Genomic DNA, 664 nt, shown 5'->3' with positions numbered 1-664 from the left:
AAGATTGAACGAATAAAAGACCATCAAGAAAGACTTGCCATGTTTTCTTCTCACGCATCTCTCACACGGCATTCTAGCGACAGCGATGCCCTCTACCGAACTCTCATCAATGACCATAGGAATGAACATGAGCACCATTGTTGAAATCAAACAAAAACTTAACTCTCAAGCAGGCGCAATAGCAGAAATGTTGCTTCCCCAAGGGCGGAAACGTGGCAATGATGGGGTTGTCGGCAACACAAGAGGAGAAGCGGGCCAAAGTTTATCGGTCTGCTTGAGCGGCAGTAAAGCCGGTCTCTGGTATGACTTTGCAGAAGGCAGCGGCGGTGATCTTTTAGACCTTTGGTGTGCAGTCAAAGGGATTAACCTCTCTCAAGCGTTAGAGGAAGCACGTACCCTCCTCAATCTAACCCGTCCCAAACCCTTTATAGCACCGCATCGTTCCTATCGGCGTCCACCAGTTCCCACAGGGGGCACACCCCAAAATTTGGTCAAGATCTACTTAAACAAAGAACGCGGCATTCCCCTTGAGATTTTAAAGCGTTACCGCATAGGAGAAGAAGGCGAAAAAATCATTTTTCCCTTTTATAAACCTGATGGCACCCTTGCTTTGGTAAAAGAACGATTGGCACAAGCGGGAGCAAAAGCAAAACCAACAGCAGCA

General features: G+C 47.4%; 1 pseudogene. It reads left to right on the top strand.

The window, feature by feature from the left end:
• Window positions 1-127: 127 nt before the first annotated feature.
• A pseudogene (locus tag ACFIO5_RS12175) lies at window positions 128-664 on the top strand (bifunctional DNA primase/helicase); the annotation flags it as partial.

This window comes from Bartonella sp. AA86SXKL (assembly GCF_042196885.1).
This window is presented reverse-complemented; position numbering and strand designations above follow the sequence as displayed.